The organism is Stappia indica, assembly GCF_001696535.1.
GTDB lineage: Bacteria > Pseudomonadota > Alphaproteobacteria > Rhizobiales > Stappiaceae > Stappia > Stappia indica.
The window spans coordinates 966,788-982,164 of record NZ_MBQE01000001.1 but is presented as its reverse complement, the minus strand read 5'-3'; the positions used below and the strand labels follow the sequence as shown (position 1 = coordinate 982,164).

At 63.8% G+C, this 15,377-nt stretch carries 11 protein-coding genes and 1 tRNA gene; all 12 read left to right on the top strand.

What is annotated here, in order from left to right; genetic code table 11:
• Positions 1–113 precede the first annotated feature (113 nt).
• The 12 genes from tuf to rpsG all read left to right on the top strand — a co-directional run bounded on the left by tuf (position 114) and on the right by rpsG (position 15,361).
• Positions 114–1,289: an elongation factor Tu gene (gene tuf, locus BBX35_RS04630; protein ID WP_067216525.1), complete on the top strand. Its 1,176-nt coding sequence runs from the start codon at positions 114–116 to the stop codon at positions 1,287–1,289.
• Positions 1,290–1,489: 200 nt separating this feature from the next.
• A tRNA-Trp gene (locus BBX35_RS04625) sits at positions 1,490–1,565 on the top strand.
• A gap of 104 nt (positions 1,566–1,669) precedes the next feature.
• A complete protein-coding gene (gene secE / locus BBX35_RS04620; RefSeq protein ID WP_067216551.1) occupies positions 1,670–1,867 on the top strand; it encodes a preprotein translocase subunit SecE in 198 nt (65 codons plus the stop codon).
• Positions 1,868–1,900: 33 nt separating this feature from the next.
• Positions 1,901–2,431 carry a transcription termination/antitermination protein NusG gene (gene nusG / locus BBX35_RS04615; RefSeq protein ID WP_067216548.1) on the top strand — a complete coding sequence of 177 codons (531 nt, stop codon included), beginning with the start codon at positions 1,901–1,903 and terminating at the stop codon, positions 2,429–2,431.
• A gap of 241 nt (positions 2,432–2,672) precedes the next feature.
• Positions 2,673–3,104 (top strand): 50S ribosomal protein L11, encoded by a 432-nt coding sequence (gene rplK / locus BBX35_RS04610; RefSeq protein WP_067216546.1) that lies wholly within the window; start codon positions 2,673–2,675, stop codon positions 3,102–3,104.
• A gap of 4 nt (positions 3,105–3,108) precedes the next feature.
• On the top strand, positions 3,109–3,804 hold the full coding sequence (gene rplA, locus BBX35_RS04605; RefSeq protein WP_067216544.1) for a 50S ribosomal protein L1: 696 nt from the start codon (positions 3,109–3,111) through the stop codon (positions 3,802–3,804).
• A gap of 342 nt (positions 3,805–4,146) precedes the next feature.
• Positions 4,147–4,665 (top strand): 50S ribosomal protein L10, encoded by a 519-nt coding sequence (gene rplJ / locus BBX35_RS04600; RefSeq protein WP_067216541.1) that lies wholly within the window; start codon positions 4,147–4,149, stop codon positions 4,663–4,665.
• Between the two features lie 60 nt (positions 4,666–4,725).
• On the top strand, positions 4,726–5,103 hold the full coding sequence (rplL, locus tag BBX35_RS04595; RefSeq protein ID WP_067216539.1) for a 50S ribosomal protein L7/L12: 378 nt from the start codon (positions 4,726–4,728) through the stop codon (positions 5,101–5,103).
• A 202-nt stretch (positions 5,104–5,305) separates the two neighbouring features.
• On the top strand, positions 5,306–9,448 hold the full coding sequence (gene rpoB, locus BBX35_RS04590; RefSeq protein ID WP_067216537.1) for a DNA-directed RNA polymerase subunit beta: 4,143 nt from the start codon (positions 5,306–5,308) through the stop codon (positions 9,446–9,448).
• A gap of 104 nt (positions 9,449–9,552) precedes the next feature.
• A complete protein-coding gene (rpoC, locus tag BBX35_RS04585) occupies positions 9,553–13,752 on the top strand; it encodes a DNA-directed RNA polymerase subunit beta' (protein WP_067216535.1) in 4,200 nt (1,399 codons plus the stop codon).
• Between the two features lie 115 nt (positions 13,753–13,867).
• A complete protein-coding gene (locus BBX35_RS04580) occupies positions 13,868–14,167 on the top strand; it encodes a regulator (RefSeq protein WP_067216532.1) in 300 nt (99 codons plus the stop codon).
• Between the two features lie 723 nt (positions 14,168–14,890).
• Positions 14,891–15,361: a 30S ribosomal protein S7 gene (gene rpsG, locus BBX35_RS04575; RefSeq protein ID WP_067216531.1), complete on the top strand. Its 471-nt coding sequence runs from the start codon at positions 14,891–14,893 to the stop codon at positions 15,359–15,361.
• Positions 15,362–15,377 lie beyond the last annotated feature (16 nt).

The following is a 15,377-nucleotide window of genomic DNA, read 5'->3' as shown; positions in this document are numbered from 1 at the left end:
TGACCAGGCTTTACGACAAACGCGCATGCCCTGCTTAGCATCCACCGCCCTGGGGCGGTCGGGTCTTGATCGAAATGATGGACTTAACCGCAAGTTAACAGAGAGCGACGCCGATGGCGAAAGCAAAGTTTGAGCGGACGAAGCCGCACGTGAACATTGGCACGATCGGCCACGTCGACCATGGCAAGACGACGCTGACGGCGGCGATCACGAAGTTTTTCGGTGAGTTCAAGGCGTACGACCAGATCGACGCCGCTCCCGAGGAGCGGGCTCGCGGCATCACGATCTCGACGGCACACGTCGAGTACGAGACCGAGAACCGCCACTACGCCCACGTGGACTGCCCGGGCCACGCCGACTACGTGAAGAACATGATCACGGGTGCGGCGCAGATGGACGGCGCGATCCTGGTGTGCTCGGCGGCCGACGGCCCGATGCCGCAGACCCGCGAGCACATCCTTCTGGCCCGTCAGGTCGGTGTGCCGGCTCTGGTGGTGTTCCTGAACAAGGTCGACCAGGTCGACGACGCCGAGCTGCTCGAGCTGGTCGAGATGGAAGTGCGCGAGCTGCTTTCGTCCTACGAGTTCCCGGGCGACGACATTCCGATCGTTGCGGGTTCGGCTCTTGCCGCCCTCGAGGGTCGTGACGATGCGATCGGCGAGACGAAGATCCGCGAGCTGATGGCTTCGGTCGACGACTACATCCCGACGCCGGAGCGTCCGGTCGACATGCCGTTCCTGATGCCGATCGAGGACGTGTTCTCGATCTCGGGTCGTGGCACGGTGGTGACCGGCCGCGTCGAGCGCGGCATCGTGAAGGTCGGCGAGGAAGTCGAGATCGTCGGCATCCGCGACACCAAGAAGACGACGGTGACCGGCGTCGAGATGTTCCGCAAGCTTCTGGACCAGGGCCAGGCCGGCGACAACATCGGCGCTCTGATCCGCGGCGTCGGCCGTGAGGACGTGGAGCGTGGCCAGGTGCTGTGCAAGCCGGGTTCGGTGACGCCGCACACGAAGTTCAAGGCCGAGGCCTACATCCTGACGAAGGAAGAGGGTGGTCGCCACACTCCGTTCTTCACCAACTACCGCCCGCAGTTCTACTTCCGCACGACGGACGTGACGGGCGTGGTGACGCTGCCGGAAGGCACGGAGATGGTGATGCCGGGCGACAACGTGTCGGTCGAGGTCGAGCTGATCGTGCCGATCGCGATGGAAGAGGGTCTGCGCTTCGCTATCCGCGAGGGCGGCCGTACCGTCGGCGCCGGCGTCGTCGCCTCCATCATCAAGTAACCAACAAGGCGGAACGGATAACCGTTCCGCCTCGGGTTCAAGGGCGTCGCCTCCGGGCGGCGCCCTTTTTCGTTTTGCGCTCGCGGCTTGCCGCCTTTGGGCCAGGCGAAAAAGCGCAAGGATGTGAATAATTTGCCGGAATGTGCATTTCACGCTTGAAGCGGCGGGGAAAGTTATCTAAGTCAGATCGCGAAAGGTCTAGGGGTGTAGCTCAGTTGGTAGAGCATCGGTCTCCAAAACCGAGGGCCGGGGGTTCGAGTCCCTCCGCCCCTGCCACCTTTGCTCTTGATCGACGGGCCGTTAGGCCTTAATTAGAGCTTTCGACCAAGGCGCGTGGATGATTCCGCGCGCCTGTGTGTCGTGAAAAGACCGGCAGTTGAATGGCGAAATCGAATCCTTTCACGTTCATCGACGAAGTTCGCAAGGAAACGTCGAAGGTGACGTGGCCTACGCGCAGGGAAACCGCTGTGACCACCGTCATGGTGTTCATCATGGTGTTCCTCGCCGCCATCTTCTTTTTGCTCGCCGACTGGCTGATGGGTCAGGGTATCGGCTTGCTCCTGGGTCTCGGCAACTGAGCGGAGTCCGGTACACAATCGGCTTGAGGGATTATGGCCAAGCGTTGGTATATCGTCCACGCCTACTCGAATTTCGAGAAGAAGGTGGCGGACGCGATTCGGGAAAAAGCGCAGCAGCAGGGACTTGAGGATCTCTTCGAAGAGATTCTCGTTCCGACGGAGAAGGTCGTGGAAGTGCGGCGTGGCCGCAAGGTCGACGCCGAGCGCAAGTTCTTCCCGGGCTACGTTCTGGTCAAGATGGAGATGACCAACGAGGCGTTCCACCTGATCAAGAACACGCCGAAGGTCACCGGGTTCCTGGGTGCTGACCAGAAGCCGATTCCGATCTCGGATTCCGAGGCGATGCGGATCCTGCACCAGGTGCAGGAGGGCGTGGAGCGCCCGAAGCCGTCCATCAGCTTCGAGATCGGCGAGCAGGTTCGCGTCTCCGACGGTCCGTTCGCCTCTTTCTCCGGTCTCGTCGAGGAAGTGGACGACGAGCGGGCCCGCCTCAAGGTCGCCGTGTCGATCTTCGGTCGTGCGACCCCGGTGGAGCTGGAATACGGTCAGGTCGAGAAGCTCTGAGTTTCTTTTACGGTCCGGGGTTGTCGTTCGGCATCCCGGGCCGTTTGCCGCGTTCGCCGATACCTTTGGCGGGCGGGCAGGGCCGGCGATCCGTCGCCGGCATCCGCCGAAAGGCGGGAAGACGGGGATTTTCCCCGCTCCCTGGTGGGAGGTCTGACGTGCTCCATTCGCCGGAGGCGTTGCGGCTGTACCACCTGATCTGAAGACGTCGGTTATCCGGCAGCGCCAGTTGGAGATACGAATGGCGAAGAAAATCGAAGGTTACATCAAGCTGCAGGTGCCGGCCGGCTCCGCGACCCCGTCGCCGCCGATCGGTCCTGCGCTTGGTCAGCGCGGCCTCAACATCATGGAGTTCTGCAAGGCATTCAACGCGCAGACCCAGGATATCGAGAAGGGCACTCCGTGCCCGACCGTGATCACCTATTACTCCGACCGCTCCTTCACCTTCATGGTGAAGACGGCTCCGGTCTCCTTCTTCCTGAAGAAGGCTTCGGGCCTGAAGTCGGGTTCGAAGACCCCGGGCAAGGGCGGCTTCGCCGGCAAGGTCACCCGTGACCAGGTTCGCGAGATCGCGGAAGCGAAGATGAAGGACCTGAACGCGAACGACATCGAGGCGGCCATGCTGATGGTCGAAGGCTCGGCGCGGTCCATGGGTCTCGAGGTCACGGAGTAAGACGATGGCGAAGGTTGGAAAGCGCATCAAGTCTGCCCGCGAGGGCATCGACCGCAACAAGCTCTATGGCCTCGACGAGGCGCTGGCCCTGGTCAAGGAGCGGGCCACCGCGAAGTTCGACGAGTCCGTCGAGATCGCCATCAACCTCGGTGTCGACCCGCGTCACGCCGACCAGATGGTTCGCGGCGTCTGCGTGCTGCCGAACGGCACCGGCAAGTCGGTTCGCGTTGCGGTCTTCGCTCGCGGCGACAAGGCCGATGAGGCCAAGGCTGCAGGTGCGGACATCGTCGGCGCCGAGGAGCTGGTGAACGAGGTTCAGAGCGGCAAGATCGACTTTGATCGCTGCATCGCCACGCCGGACATGATGCCGCTCGTCGGCCGTCTCGGCAAGGTGCTCGGCCCGCGCGGCCTGATGCCGAACCCGAAGGTCGGTACCGTGACCCCGGACGTTGCCTCGGCCGTGCGCGATGCCAAGGGCGGCGCCGTGCAGTTCCGCGTCGAGAAGGCCGGTATCATTCACGCCGGCGTCGGCAAGACCTCGTTCGAGGCCGACAAGCTGAGCGAGAACATCAAGGCGATCGTCGATGCCGTGGTCAAGGCCAAGCCGACGGGCGCCAAGGGTACCTACCTGAAGCGCGTCGCCGTCAGCTCGACCATGGGTCCGGGCCTGAAGGTCGACCCGTCGACGGTCACGGCCTGATTTGATCAGGCTGGCGGCGCGTTGATCGCGCCGCCGAACACGAATTCCGTCCGGCGGCAACGTCGGACGGATCACCTGCCGGAAACGGCAGGTGTCCTGTCCGAGACTGCAGGTGTGGATCCGGCTTCTGTCGGATCGCTTAAGCCCAACGGGCCTGCATAGACGGGTGCGAACCGAATTCGCGGCTCAGGCCGTACCGGTTCGAACCGTTTGTCCTTGCCGCGCTGTCATGGCTCGCGAGGGGGCAGGATCCTCGGTGTTGTCCACCGGTGGTTCCGCAAGGCACCGCCGGAGGGCGGCAGAGACAAACCGGCGGCGCAAGCCGCCAAATGGAGTAGGCAAGTGGAAAGAGCGGAGAAGCGAGAGTTCGTCGCGTCGTTCAACGAGGTGTTGAATAACACCGGCGTTGTCGTCGTTGCGCACTACGCCGGCCTTTCGGTTGCGGAAATGACGGCCTTCCGGTCGCAGGTCCGTGCCGCTGGAGGCTCGGTCAAGGTCGCCAAGAACCGTCTTGTGAAGCTTGCCCTTCAAGGCACCGAGCTCGAGCACATCGCTGGTCTGTTTACCGGCCCGACCGTCATCGCCTATTCGGACGATCCGGTTGCCGCCGCCAAGGCCACGGTTGCTTTCGCCAAGACCTCGAACAACCTGGTTGTTCTCGGTGGCGCGCTCGGCACGACCAACCTGAATGCGGACGGGGTCAAGGCGCTTGCCGAGATGCCGTCGCTCGACGAGCTGCGCGCGAAGCTGGTGGGCATGATCCAGACCCCCGCTTCCCGTATCGCCCAGGTTGTCAACGCTCCGGCCGGGCAGCTCGCCCGCGTCTTCGGCGCGTATGCCAAGAAGGACGAAGCCGCATAAGGCGGACCACATACACACTGTCGAGACCGATCACGGTTCGAACCATAGGGACTTACGAAAATGGCTGATCTCGAAAAGATCGTTGAGGAACTGTCCGCGCTCACCGTCATGGAGGCTGCGGAGCTTTCGAAGATGCTCGAGGAGAAGTGGGGCGTGTCCGCCGCTGCTCCGGTCGCCGTCGCTGCTGCTGCCGGTGGCGCTGCTGCCGCTCCGGCCGAGGAAGAGAAGACCGAGTTCGACGTCGTCCTGGCCGATGCCGGCGACAAGAAGATCAACGTCATCAAGGAAGTGCGTGCGATCACCGGTCTGGGCCTGAAGGAGGCCAAGGACCTGGTCGAGGGCGCTCCGAAGACCGTCAAGGAAGCCGTTGCCAAGGCCGAAGCCGAAGAGCTGAAGAAGAAGCTCGAAGAGGCCGGCGCCAAGGTCGAGCTGAAGTAATCAGGCTTTTGCCTGGACACTCCCGGCGCGTTTTCGCGCCGGGAGTTCAAGTCTGTCGAACCCCGGCGGGAAATCCTGACCGGGGTATCAGTCCCTAAGAAGGGGCGGCTGTCCGAAGGGCCGTATGCGTGGGGGCCACGCTGACGGTTGAGCCGGAACCGGCTTTTCGGAGAGCCGTACCAGATCGAAACGAGGAGCGACAATGGCGCACACGTTCAACGGTCGCAAGCGGGTCCGTAAGATCTACGGATCGATCCGCGAAGTCGCCGCGATGCCCAATCTCATCGAGGTCCAGAAGGCGTCCTACGACCAGTTCCTTCAGGTCGACAAGCCCGAGGCCGGGCGGGGCGACGAGGGACTGGAGGCGGTCTTCCGCTCCGTCTTTCCGATCTCGGATTTCGCAGGCACCGCCCTGCTGGAATTCGTGTCCTACGAGTTCGAGGCACCGAAGTATGACGTCGAGGAGTGCCGTCAGCGCGGCATGACCTTCGCCGCCCCGCTGAAGGTGACCCTGCGCCTGATCGTGTTCGATGTCGACGAGGACACCGGCGCGAAGTCCGTCAAGGACATCAAGGAGCAGGACGTCTACATGGGCGACATGCCCTTCATGACGGACAACGGCACCTTCGTCGTCAACGGCACCGAGCGCGTCATCGTTTCGCAGATGCACCGCAGCCCGGGCGTGTTCTTCGACCACGACAAGGGCAAGACCCACTCTTCGGGCAAGCTGCTGTTCGCCGCTCGCATCATCCCCTATCGCGGGTCGTGGCTCGACATCGAGTTCGACGCGAAGGACATCGTGCATGCGCGCATCGACCGTCGCCGCAAGATCCCGGTCACCTCGCTGCTGAAGGCCCTCGGCCTCGACGGCGAGCAGATCCTCAACACGTTCTACAAGCGGATCGAGTACACCCGCGACGAGCCGGGCTCCTGGCGCGTGGCGTTCGACGGCGACCGCCTGAAGGGCACCAAGGCCTCCTTCAACCTGATCGACGCCGACAGCGGCGAGATCGTGGTCGAGGCCGGCCGCAAGATCACCGCCCGCACCGTGCGCCAGCTGGCCGACAAGGGCGTCAAGGCCCTCAAGGTGATGGACGAGGACCTGTACGGCCAGTACCTGGCCGAGGACATGGTCGACCCGGCGACGGGCGAGATCTACGCCGAGGCCGGCGACGAGCTCAACGAGAAGATCCTCGGCGAGCTGGTCGATCGCGGCTACGACGAAGTCGCCGTGCTCGACATCGACCACGTCACCACTGGTGCCTACATCCGCAACACGCTCTCGGTCGACAAGAACGAGACGCGCGAGGATGCGCTGTTCGACATCTACCGCGTCATGCGCCCGGGCGAGCCGCCCACCGTCGAGACCGCCGAGGCGATGTTCGCTTCGCTGTTCTTCGATTCCGAGCGCTACGACCTGTCGGCCGTCGGCCGCGTTAAGATGAACATGCGCCTCGACCTGCAGTGCGAGGACACCGTCCGCACGCTGCGCAAGGAGGACATCCTTGCGGTGATCCGCGAGCTGCTCGAGCTGCGCGACGGTCGCGGCGAGATCGACGACATCGACAACCTCGGCAACCGCCGTGTGCGTTCGGTCGGCGAGCTCATGGAGAACCAGTACCGCGTCGGTCTGCTACGCATGGAGCGCGCCATCAAGGAGCGCATGTCGTCGGTCGAGATCGACACGGTCATGCCGCAGGACCTGATCAACGCCAAGCCGGCGGCTGCCGCCGTGCGCGAGTTCTTCGGTTCCTCGCAGCTGTCGCAGTTCATGGACCAGACCAACCCGCTGTCCGAGGTCACGCACAAGCGTCGCCTCTCGGCGCTTGGCCCTGGCGGCCTGACGCGCGAGCGTGCCGGCTTCGAGGTGCGCGACGTGCACCCGACGCATTACGGCCGTATCTGCCCGATCGAGACGCCGGAAGGCCCGAACATCGGTCTGATCAACTCGCTCGCGACCTTCGCCCGCATCAACAAGTACGGCTTCATCGAGAGCCCGTACCGCAAGGTGAAGGACGGTCAGGTCACGGCCGAGACCGTCTACCTCTCGGCCATGGAAGAGGCGAAATACCACATCGCCCAGGCCAATGCCGAGATCGACGAGAACGGCCGGTTCGTCTCCGACCTGATCACCTGCCGTCATGCTGGCGAGAACATGCTTCTGCCGCCGGAGCGCGTCGAGTTCATGGACGTGTCGCCGAAGCAGCTGGTGTCGGTTGCCGCCTCGCTCATTCCCTTCCTGGAGAATGACGACGCCAACCGCGCGCTGATGGGCTCGAACATGATGCGTCAGGCCGTGCCGCTGGTGCGTGCCGAGGCTCCGTTCGTCGGCACCGGCATGGAGCCGGTGGTGGCGCGCGACTCGGGTGCGGCGATCGCCGCGCGCCGCTCGGGCGTCGTCGACCAGGTGGATGCGACCCGTATCGTCATCCGGGCGACCGAGGACCTCGATCCGTCGAAGTCCGGCGTCGACATCTACCAGCTGATGAAGTTCCAGCGCTCCAACCAGAACACCTGCATCAACCAGCGTCCGCTGGTGCGTGTGGGCGACGTGATCGGCAAGGGCGACATCATCGCCGACGGCCCGTCCACGGATCTGGGCGACCTGGCTCTCGGCCGGAACGTGCGCGTCGCGTTCATGCCGTGGAACGGCTACAACTTCGAGGACTCGATCCTGCTCTCCGAGCGGATCGTGCGCGACGACGTGTTCACCTCCATCCACATCGAGGAATTCGAGGTGATGGCGCGTGACACGAAGCTCGGGCCGGAGGAAATCACCCGCGACATTCCCAACGTCTCGGAAGAGGCGCTGAAGAATCTCGATGAGGCCGGCATCGTCTATATCGGCGCCGAGCTGAAGCCGGGCGACATCCTGGTCGGCAAGATCACGCCGAAGGGCGAGAGCCCGATGACGCCGGAAGAGAAGCTTCTGCGCGCCATCTTCGGCGAGAAGGCCTCCGACGTGCGCGACACGTCGCTGCGTCTGCCGCCGGGCGTGACCGGTACCGTCGTCGAAGTGCGCGTCTTCAACCGCCATGGCGTGGAGAAGGACGAGCGCGCGATGGCGATCGAGCGCGAGGAAATCGAGCGTCTGGCCAAGGACCGCGACGACGAGCAGGCGATCCTGGACCGCAACGTCTATGGCCGCCTGGCCGAGATGCTGCTGGGCAAGACCGCCGTTGCCGGCCCGAAGCACTTCAAGAAGAACGCCGAAGTGACCGGCGACGTCCTCAACGAGTTCCCGCGCTCGCAGTGGTGGCAGATCGCCGTCGAGGACGAGAAGCTGATGAGCGAGGTCGAGGCACTTCGCGGTCAGTACGACGAGAGCCGCAAGCGCCTCGAGCAGCGCTTCATCGACAAGGTGGAGAAGCTGCAGCGCGGTGACGAGCTGCCGCCGGGCGTCATGAAGATGGTCAAGGTCTTCGTCGCTGTGAAGCGCAAGATCCAGCCGGGCGACAAGATGGCCGGCCGTCACGGCAACAAGGGCGTGGTGTCCAAGATCAACCCGATCGAGGATATGCCGTTCCTGGCCAATGGCGACCATGTCGATATCGTGCTGAACCCGCTCGGCGTGCCGAGCCGCATGAACGTCGGACAGATCCTCGAGACGCATCTGGGCTGGGCCTGCGCAGGCATGGGCCGGAAGATCGGCGAGCTGTACGAGGAGTACAAGCGGTCGGGCAAGATCGAGGCGCTCAAGGGCGAGATCGTCGAAGTGTTCGGCGACAACCTCAAGGGCGAGCCGGTCAAGGACTACGATGACGACTCCGTCATCCGCCTGGCCGAGCAGCTCAAGACCGGCGTTCCGATCGCGACCCCGGTGTTCGATGGTGCCCGCGAGCCGGACATCGTCAGCATGCTGGAGCAGGCGGGCTACAACGGATCCGGCCAGTCGACCCTCTATGATGGTCGTACCGGCGAGGAGTTCGACCGTCAGGTGACCGTGGGCTACATCTACATGTTGAAGCTCCACCACCTGGTCGACGACAAGATCCACGCCCGTTCGATCGGCCCGTACTCGCTCGTGACCCAGCAGCCGCTGGGTGGCAAGGCGCAGTTCGGCGGCCAGCGCTTCGGCGAGATGGAGGTGTGGGCACTGGAAGCGTACGGTGCCGCCTACACCCTGCAGGAGATGCTGACGGTCAAGTCGGACGACGTGGCCGGCCGCACCAAGGTCTACGAGGCGATCGTGCGCGGCGACGACACGTTCGAGGCGGGCATTCCCGAGAGCTTCAACGTTCTCGTGAAGGAAATGCGCTCGCTCGGACTGAATGTCGAGCTGAAGGACGACAAGGTACAGCTGCCCACTGATCCGGGCGTTCCGGCGGTCGACGCGGCGGAGTAATCCCCGCCTGATGCCGACCACCGCACACACACGATGCCGCATTGCCGGGGCGGGAGGCAGGGTATGGACCCTGCTTCCCTTCCGCGCATTCGAGGAGAGAGCCCATGAATCATGAGGTCATGAACCTGTTCAACCAGCAGGCTCCCGCCCAGACCTTCGACCACATCAAGATCTCGATCGCTAGCCCCGAGAAGATCATGTCGTGGTCGTACGGCGAAATCAAAAAGCCGGAGACGATCAACTATCGCACGTTCAAGCCGGAGCGGGATGGCCTGTTCTGCGCGCGCGTGTTCGGTCCGATCAAGGACTACGAGTGCCTTTGCGGCAAGTACAAGCGGATGAAGTACAAGGGCGTCATCTGCGAGAAGTGCAACGTCGAGGTCACCCTGTCCCGCGTTCGCCGCGAGCGCATGGGTCATATCGAGCTTGCAGCTCCGGTCGCGCATATCTGGTTCCTGAAGTCGCTGCCTTCGCGCATCGGTCTTCTGCTGGACATGACGCTGAAGGATCTCGAGCGCGTCCTGTACTTCGAGTACTACGTGGTGCTTGAGCCGGGCCTGACGCCGCTGAAGCAGAACCAGCTTCTGTCGGAAGAGGACTTCCTGCGCGCCCAGGACGAGTATGGCGAGGACGCCTTCACGGCGATGATCGGCGCGGAAGCCATCCGCGAGATGCTGATGTCGCTCGACCTTGAGAAAGAGCGCGACCAGATCCGCAAGGAGATCGCCGAGGCGACGACCGAGCTGAAGCCGAAGAAGCTGGCCAAGCGTCTCAAGGTGGTCGAGGCCTTCATCGATTCCGGCAACCGCCCGGAGTGGATGATCCTCACCGTGGTCCCGGTCATTCCGCCGGACCTGCGTCCGCTGGTGCCGCTGGACGGCGGCCGCTTCGCGACCTCGGACCTGAACGACCTGTATCGCCGCGTCATCAACCGCAACAATCGTCTGCGGCGCCTGATGGAACTGCGCGCGCCGGACATCATCATCCGTAACGAGAAGCGCATGCTTCAGGAGTCGGTTGATGCGCTGTTCGACAACGGCCGTCGCGGCCGCGTCATCACGGGTGCCAACAAGCGCCCGCTGAAGTCGCTGTCCGACATGCTGAAGGGCAAGCAGGGCCGCTTCCGTCAGAACCTCCTCGGCAAGCGTGTCGACTATTCCGGCCGTTCGGTGATCACCGTGGGTCCGGAGCTGAAGCTGCATCAGTGCGGCCTGCCGAAGAAGATGGCGCTGGAGCTGTTCAAGCCGTTCATCTACTCCCGCCTCGACGCCAAGGGCTTCTCCTCCACGGTGAAGCAGGCGAAGAAGCTGGTGGAGAAGGAGCGTCCGGAAGTCTGGGATATCCTCGACGAGGTCATCCGCGAGCATCCGGTGCTGCTGAACCGCGCGCCGACGCTGCACCGTCTCGGCATTCAGGCGTTCGAGCCGACGCTCATCGAAGGCAAGGCGATCCAGCTGCATCCGCTCGTCTGCGCGGCGTTCAACGCCGACTTCGACGGTGACCAGATGGCCGTCCACGTGCCGCTCTCGCTGGAAGCCCAGCTGGAAGCGCGCACGCTGATGATGTCGACCAATAACATCCTGCATCCGGCCAACGGTTCGCCGATCATCGTGCCGTCGCAGGACATCGTCCTCGGCCTCTACTACCTGTCGCTGATTGCCGACGGGGAGCCGGGCGAGGGCATGGTGTTCGGCAATATCGGCGAGCTGCATCACGCGCTCGAGACCAAGTCCGTGACCCTGCACGCCAAGATCCGCGGCCGTGTCCGCGCGATCGACGCCGAGGGCAACACGTCCAGCCGGATCGTCGAGACGACGCCGGGCCGCATGCTGATCGGCGAGCTCCTGCCGCTGCATCACGAAGTGCCGTACGACGTCTGCAACAAGCTGATGACCAAGAAGGACATCAGCCGCATGATCGACGCGGTGTATCGTGCCTGCGGCCAGAAGGAGACCGTGATCTTCTGCGACCGCATCATGGGTCTGGGCTTCAGCCATGCCTGCCGTGCCGGCATCTCGTTCGGCAAGGACGACATGGTGATTCCGGAGACGAAGGCCGGCCTGGTCGATGAGACCGCGACCCTCGTGAAGGAATACGAGCAGCAGTACAACGACGGCCTGATCACCCAGGGCGAGAAGTACAACAAGGTCGTCGACGCCTGGGCCAAGTGCACCGACCGCGTCGCCGATGAGATGATGAAGCGCATTCAGGCGGTCCAGCGCGACGAGGAGACCGGGCGTCAGAAGCAGATCAACTCGATCTACATGATGTCCCACTCCGGTGCCCGTGGCAGCCCCGCGCAGATGAAGCAGCTTGCCGGCATGCGCGGCCTCATGGCCAAGCCGTCGGGCGAGATCATCGAGACGCCGATCATCTCGAACTTCAAGGAAGGCCTGTCGGTGCTGGAGTACTTCAACTCCACGCACGGTGCCCGTAAGGGTCTGGCCGACACCGCGCTGAAGACGGCGAACTCGGGTTACCTGACCCGTCGTCTCGTCGACGTGGCGCAGGACTCGATCATCCTGGAGACGGATTGCGGTTCGGAGAACGGCATCACCATCCAGGCGATCGTCGATGCCGGCCAGGTCATCGCCTCGCTCGGACATCGCGTGCTGGGCCGTACGGCGGCCGAGGACGTGCTGAACCATGCGACCGGCGAGGTCATCGTCCCGCGCGGCACCTTGATCGAAGAGAAGGACGTGGAGCTCATCGAAGCCGCCAACGTCCAGATGATCAAGATCCGCTCGGTGCTGACCTGCGAGACCAAGCGCGGCGTGTGCGCGACCTGCTACGGTCGTGACCTTGCCCGCGGTACGCCGGTGAACATGGGCGAGGCGGTCGGCGTCATTGCGGCGCAGTCGATCGGCGAGCCGGGCACCCAGCTGACCATGCGTACCTTCCACATCGGCGGTACGGCACAGGTGGTGGACCAGTCCTTCATCGAGTCCAACTTCGAGGGCACGGTGCGGATCCGCAACCGCAATGCGGTTCGCGACTCCGACGGGAACCTGGTCGCGATGGCCCGCAACATGGCCGTCGTCATCATCGACGCGGACGACAACGAGCGCGCGGTGCATCGCATCGCCTACGGCTCGAAGCTCCATGTCGACGAGGGCGACACCGTCAAGCGCGGCCAGCGTATCGCCGAGTGGGATCCCTACACCCGTCCGATCCTCTCCGAGGTGGATGGCGTGGTGGACTCCGAGGACCTCGTCGAGGGTGTCTCGGTGCAGGAGACCACCGACGAGGCGACCGGCATCACCAAGCGCGTGGTCATGGACTGGCGGACGTCGCAGCGCGGCAACGACCTGAAGCCGGCGATCGTGATCAAGGACTCCACCGGATCGATCAAGAAGCTGCCGCGTGGCGGCGACGCCCGGTCCCTGCTTTCCGTCGATGCGATCCTGTCGGTGCAGATCGGCGCCGAGGTTCAGGCGGGCGACGTGCTTGCACGTATTCCGCTGGAAAGCGCCCGTACCAAGGACATCACCGGTGGTCTGCCGCGTGTGGCCGAGCTGTTCGAGGCACGTCGTCCCAAGGATCACGCGATCATCGCGGAGATCGACGGTACGATCCGCTTCGGGCGCGACTACAAGAACAAGCGGCGCATCATCATCGAGCCGCATGACGAGAGCCTGGAGCCGGTCGAGTACCTCATTCCGAAGGGCAAGCACTTCCATCTGCAGGAAGGCGACACCATCGAGAAGGGCGAGTACATCCTCGACGGCAACCCGGCACCGCACGACATCCTGGCCATTCGTGGCGTGGAGGCGCTGGCCGCCTACCTCGTCAACGAGATCCAGGAGGTCTACCGGCTGCAGGGCGTGGTGATCAACGACAAGCACATCGAGGTGATCGTTCGCCAGATGCTGCAGAAGATCGAGATCAACGATCCGGGCGATACGGAACTGCTGTCCGGCGAGCATGTCGACCGCCTCGATCTCGACGAGATCAACGAGCGGGCCATCGACGATGCGCGCAAGCCGGCCTCCGGCGTGCCGGTTCTGCTCGGCATCACCAAGGCGAGCCTGCAGACCCGGTCGTTCATCTCGGCCGCGTCGTTCCAGGAGACCACCCGCGTCCTCACCGAGGCGGCGGTCAACGGAAAGCAGGACGAGCTGGAGGGTCTGAAGGAGAACGTCATCGTCGGCCGTCTGATCCCGGCCGGCACCGGCGGCATGATGACCCGCATCCGCCAGATCGCGCAGCATCGCGACGATCTGATCCTGGAAGCCCGCAAGGCGTCTTCCACGGTCGACCAGGCGGATGGCATGCTGGAAGACCTGACGGGCGCGGGCGAATAAGCTCCGTTCTCAGGAACCGAATGAAGGGAAGGGCCGCCATCGTGCGGCCCTTTTCCTTTGGCGAGTGATCGATACGCGCCGGCGCTGCCGGCGGCCAGATGTGAGGAGAGGCGAGATGGCGTCCCAGTATCGCGACCAGGCGGATGCTCCGACCGTCTACATCATTTTGGGTCATGCAAGGGAAGGGGACATCGGTACGCCCGAGGCGGCGATCCCGGTCAACATCCTGCTGCGTGCCGCGGACGAGGACAGTGCCGTCCGTCTGGCGCTCGAGGCGCTGAAGGGGCAGGGGTTCGCAGAAGCCTCGCTCGACCAGATCGGCGTCATCCTGGAAGAGCCGGACGATCCGACCTTCGAGCAGGCCTATGAGGATGCGCTTGCCGGGGAGGTCGCGGTCATCGCCTACCGGGCCTGATGCCCCGACAGGGAATCGGTTTGCGCAGCTCGCGCCGGCCTTCGGCGAATCCGGACAGAGAATCTCTTCGACTGCGGCGGATCCGGGTTGATAAAGCGTAAACGAAAGAGCCGCTTGGCAGGGGGAGGAGGCGGAGCAGCGTTCGCCATCCGCCCGGTCGCAAGAGTGGCGCCGCGAGGGTGAGTACTAATATTCCGCCCGTTGCTCGAATTCGTTTCACTCATTGCGCAAACGGTGGCTTTGGAGGCGTAAATTGCGCCCGGCCGCCGCGCGGGCCGCTCCTGGCAAATTGTTCCACGCCGGACTTGACGCAGGGCCGGCCTGTCTGTAGGTTCCGCGCATCCCGAGAGCAGGCGGTAAGCGGCTTTTCGTTCGATGCGCCAAGCGTTGGACACAGGTTGGCTTAAACGCTGCTGGGATTACGAGGCGAAAAAATATCGTATGCATGACCGCTTCCGGGTGGTCCTCTCGATTGGCGGCGCCTTTCCCGTTATCCGCGGGAACAGGCGCGATTCCGCATGTCCTGCGGGATCTGTGTGGTCGGAACCTTTGTTCTGGCTGTGCGATCGCCCCGCCTTTCCGTCCGTTCAAGCGGGCGGGTGAGATATTCGCGTTGCGCCTGAGGCGGAACGTAACGGAGTTGGGGCCGATAACGGTTCCTGCAAGCGCAAAAAGGCCAGCCCCGGGCTGGTACTTTGGAAAGTCAAGGTCTGAGGATCTGCCATGTCACGCCGTCACAAGGCTGAAAAGCGCGAAATCATTCCCGATCCGAAGTTCGGGGACAACGTCGTCACCAAGTTCATGAACTCGATCATGTACCATGGTAAGAAGTCGGCCGCCGAGCGGATCGTCTACGGCGCGTTCGAGATCATCGAGGGCAAGGTTCGTCAGAACCCGGTCGAGGTGTTCCACGCCGCTCTCGACAACGTCATGCCGCAGGTCGAGGTTCGCTCGCGCCGCGTCGGTGGTGCGACCTACCAGGTTCCGGTCGAGGTCCGTGCGGACCGTCGCCAGGCTCTGGCCATCCGCTGGCTGATCACGGCTGCCCGCAATCGCAACGAGACGACGATGGTTGATCGTCTGTCCGGCGAGCTGCTGGATGCCGCCAACAACCGCGGTTCCGCCGTCAAGAAGCGCGAAGACACGCACCGGATGGCGGAAGCCAACCGCGCGTTCTCGCACTATCGCTGGTAATCCGGACCGGAGAGGC

Bases quoted from the DNA above. Each gene is read 5' to 3' on its own strand.
- BBX35_RS04580 (WP_067216532.1), top strand. From the start codon at position 13,868: ATGGCGTCCCAGTATCGCGACCAGGCGGATGCTCCGACCGTCTACATC.
- secE (WP_067216551.1), top strand. From the start codon at position 1,670: ATGGCGAAATCGAATCCTTTCACGTTCATCGACGAAGTTCGCAAGGAA.
- nusG (WP_067216548.1), top strand. From the start codon at position 1,901: ATGGCCAAGCGTTGGTATATCGTCCACGCCTACTCGAATTTCGAGAAG.
- rplL (WP_067216539.1), top strand. From the start codon at position 4,726: ATGGCTGATCTCGAAAAGATCGTTGAGGAACTGTCCGCGCTCACCGTC.
- tuf (WP_067216525.1), top strand. From the start codon at position 114: ATGGCGAAAGCAAAGTTTGAGCGGACGAAGCCGCACGTGAACATTGGC.
- rpsG (WP_067216531.1), top strand. From the start codon at position 14,891: ATGTCACGCCGTCACAAGGCTGAAAAGCGCGAAATCATTCCCGATCCG.
- rpoC (WP_067216535.1), top strand. From the start codon at position 9,553: ATGAATCATGAGGTCATGAACCTGTTCAACCAGCAGGCTCCCGCCCAG.
- rplA (WP_067216544.1), top strand. From the start codon at position 3,109: ATGGCGAAGGTTGGAAAGCGCATCAAGTCTGCCCGCGAGGGCATCGAC.
- rplK (WP_067216546.1), top strand. From the start codon at position 2,673: ATGGCGAAGAAAATCGAAGGTTACATCAAGCTGCAGGTGCCGGCCGGC.
- rpoB (WP_067216537.1), top strand. From the start codon at position 5,306: ATGGCGCACACGTTCAACGGTCGCAAGCGGGTCCGTAAGATCTACGGA.